Annotated in this window: 2 protein-coding genes and 1 pseudogene; 2 read left to right on the top strand and 1 reads right to left on the bottom strand. The window is 38.4% G+C overall.

Annotated features, from left to right (window positions below; genetic code table 11):
• Positions 1 to 122: pseudogene (locus PX481_RS11620) on the top strand (IS630 family transposase); the annotation flags it as partial.
• A 461-nt stretch (positions 123 to 583) separates the two neighbouring features.
• Here PX481_RS11620 and PX481_RS11625 read toward each other — a convergent pair.
• Positions 584 to 1810 carry a dicarboxylate/amino acid:cation symporter gene (locus PX481_RS11625; RefSeq protein WP_002760505.1) on the bottom strand — a complete coding sequence of 409 codons (1227 nt, stop codon included), beginning with the start codon at positions 1808 to 1810 and terminating at the stop codon, positions 584 to 586.
• Between the two features lie 122 nt (positions 1811 to 1932).
• Here PX481_RS11625 and PX481_RS11630 point away from each other — a divergent pair, with 122 nt between their 5' ends.
• Positions 1933 to 2526, top strand: a complete 594-nt coding sequence (locus PX481_RS11630; RefSeq protein WP_288094619.1) for an IS607 family transposase — start codon at positions 1933 to 1935, stop codon at positions 2524 to 2526.
• Positions 2527 to 2692 lie beyond the last annotated feature (166 nt).

The following is a 2692-nucleotide window of genomic DNA, read 5'->3' on the forward strand; positions in this document are numbered from 1 at the left end:
GAGAATTTGAAAATAAAGAAGAACTGGAAAAAGTAGTCAATCAGCTTTTAAATGAAGGGGGATTGATTATTAAATGGAGTAGAAAACTTAAAAATAAGGGTAATGCTGTCAATGTAACTTAAATGCGTAAAAGCTTATCAATCAGGCGACTATGTGACCCTTGAACAATACTTGAGCAAGGATTAAATCACAATGGATTATAGTATTAAAATCTCTAAATCTGTACAAAAACAGATTGATAACTTACCTAATGCTATGAAAGGTCGTATTCTTGAAAAAATTAAGGGTTTGGAAATAGAACCCTGTCCTTCTGGCATTGTTAAATTAAAAAATTCTGAACAGGAACACCGTCTCCGTATCAGTGATTATCGAGTGCGTTATCAAATTGGGTTCTTCGTTACTTGGTATGGTTTGATCGGGTGGCATAAATCGACTAAATCCTTATCTGGCAAGAGACTTAATTGATTAGCTCGTTCTAGATCGAAAACAATTGGCAAAAATCGAAGCAATGTCTTTATATATAAGGGTTTCATCCCTTATAACCCCCCTCCATTGCATAACAAAAACCGAAGAACCGGTGAGGCTAGTTTTTTGATTCTAGGGATTTTTCCTTTTCTCCTAATTCCCAGTAATTGAGCAGGATGGCATTAACTGTATTACCGATCACATTTAATACGGTTTTAAAGCCATCGGTCAAGCGATCGACCCCCGCTACTAAAGCCACTCCCTCTAATGGTAAACCCGCTGCTGATAATACGGTAGTCATGGTAATTAATGCGCTGCCGGGGACCCCCGGGGTACTAAAAGAAACCAATAAACCACTCAATGCGATCGCTAATAACAAAGAGGGACTTAAAGGAACTCCGTAAACCTGAGCGATAAAAAGAGCATTAAATCCCTGTAAAATTGCCGAACCATCGCGTTTTAGTACCGTTCCCAAGGGAATAGCGAAACTGGCGATATCTTCGGGTAAACCGTATTCTTGAATTTCCCGCAAAACCACGGGTAAAGCAGCGTTAGAACTAGCAGTACCGAAAGATAAGGATAAAGATTCCGATAAAGAGCTAAAAAAGCGTCGAGGTTCTCCTTTGAGGGCAAAAAGGAGCAAAACATACACCCCAATCATCAAGGCACTGGCCAAAAACAGACCAAAAACATAGAAAAAAAGTCTCGCCACTAATTCTAATCCCTGGGTGGCGATAACCGAAGCAATCAGGGCAAATACCCCCACAGGTGCTAGATAAAGAATCACCGATAGGATTCTCTCGCTGATTAGATAAAGACTGTCTATCAACAGAATAAAAGGTTTTGCCCCCTCTTTGGCCAGTCCGATGCCGATACTAAATAAAACTCCCGTCACGATTACCTGTAAAAGATTGCCCCCGGTAAGAGCTTCTAGGGGATTAACCGGAATCAAGCTGATCAGCCAATCTCTCAAGGATACTGGTGTATTGGTGGTCATGGCGGCATTAGTGGCAAATCCCTCTAAACCTATCCCCGGTTTTAATAACAACGCCGTCGCCATGCCGATTAACAGAGCAAGTGTACTGGTTAGCAGATAGCCAGTCATCAATCTGAGTAAATATCTACCGATCCGCGCCGCATTCTGTACCCGGGTTAATCCTAAAATAAGAGAAGAAAAAACGATCGGAACCACCACAAATTGAATTAAGCGCAGAAAAACCTGTCCCACCGGCGCGAGAATATAGTCATCTAAAGGTAGGATTAGCGCGGGAAAAAAACCATTGAGCAGCGCACCGAAAACAATTCCCGCACCGAGGGCGACTAAGATCAGGTTAGATAAATTCATGGCGTTAAGTTGAGAATTCCGAGACTAATTTGGGGCAGTATTGTAAAGTTTTATAAAAAATATATGCAAATAACTGCAAACAACTGCTAATATGGTTAGTACAAGTTTACATTGCAGTTCATATAAAACTATCAGATTATGCTAAGAAAAAAGGTATCAGTTATGACACTGCTTGGAGAATGTGGAATCGAGGGCAGTTACAAGGAGAACGTCTTCCTACAGGAACAATTATTATTTTTGAAGATGACCGTTTTTGCGGTGAAAATAAAGTAGCTATTTATGCGCGAGTTTCTAGTTCAGAAAATCAATCTAACTTAGAGACTCAGGCAAAAAGATTGGAAGCTTATTGTATTGCGAAAGGCTATCAAATTGTTCGAGTAGTTAAAGAAGTAGGAAGTGGAGTCAATGATCATCGAAAGCTATTATTAAAACTTCTAGAACAAACTGATTATAATTTGATTGTCGTAGAACATAAAGATCGTTTAAGCAGAGTAGGGTTTAATTATCTGAAAGTTCTTTTAAATCAAACAAATAGAGATATAGAGGTCGTGAATCTAGCAGAAGAAAGAAAAGACGATTTAATGCAAGACTTCGTGAGCATAATTACCTCATTTTGCGCTCGATTATACTCATTAAGACGACGAAATAGAAAGACAGAATGTTTAATTAAATGCCTTGAGGAGAATGATGAAATTAGTTCAAAAACATCTAATTAAATTTAATCACAAAAATTATTCAGTCATTGATAAATTAGGATTTTTATCGAAGAATCTGTATAATTGTGCTGTTTATTTAAACCGTCAAGTTTTCTTTTCACATCAACCATTTTTAACAATGACTGAGTTACATCATGCCTTAAAAATGAGTCCAGATTATCAAGCC

Source organism: Microcystis sp. M53603_WE2 (genome assembly GCF_030065435.1).

What these genes read in the sequence shown, in the direction of transcription:
- PX481_RS11625 (WP_002760505.1), bottom strand. Translation starts at nt 1,810, where the DNA reads ATGAATTTATCTAACCTGATCTTAGTCGCCCTCGGTGCGGGAATTGTT.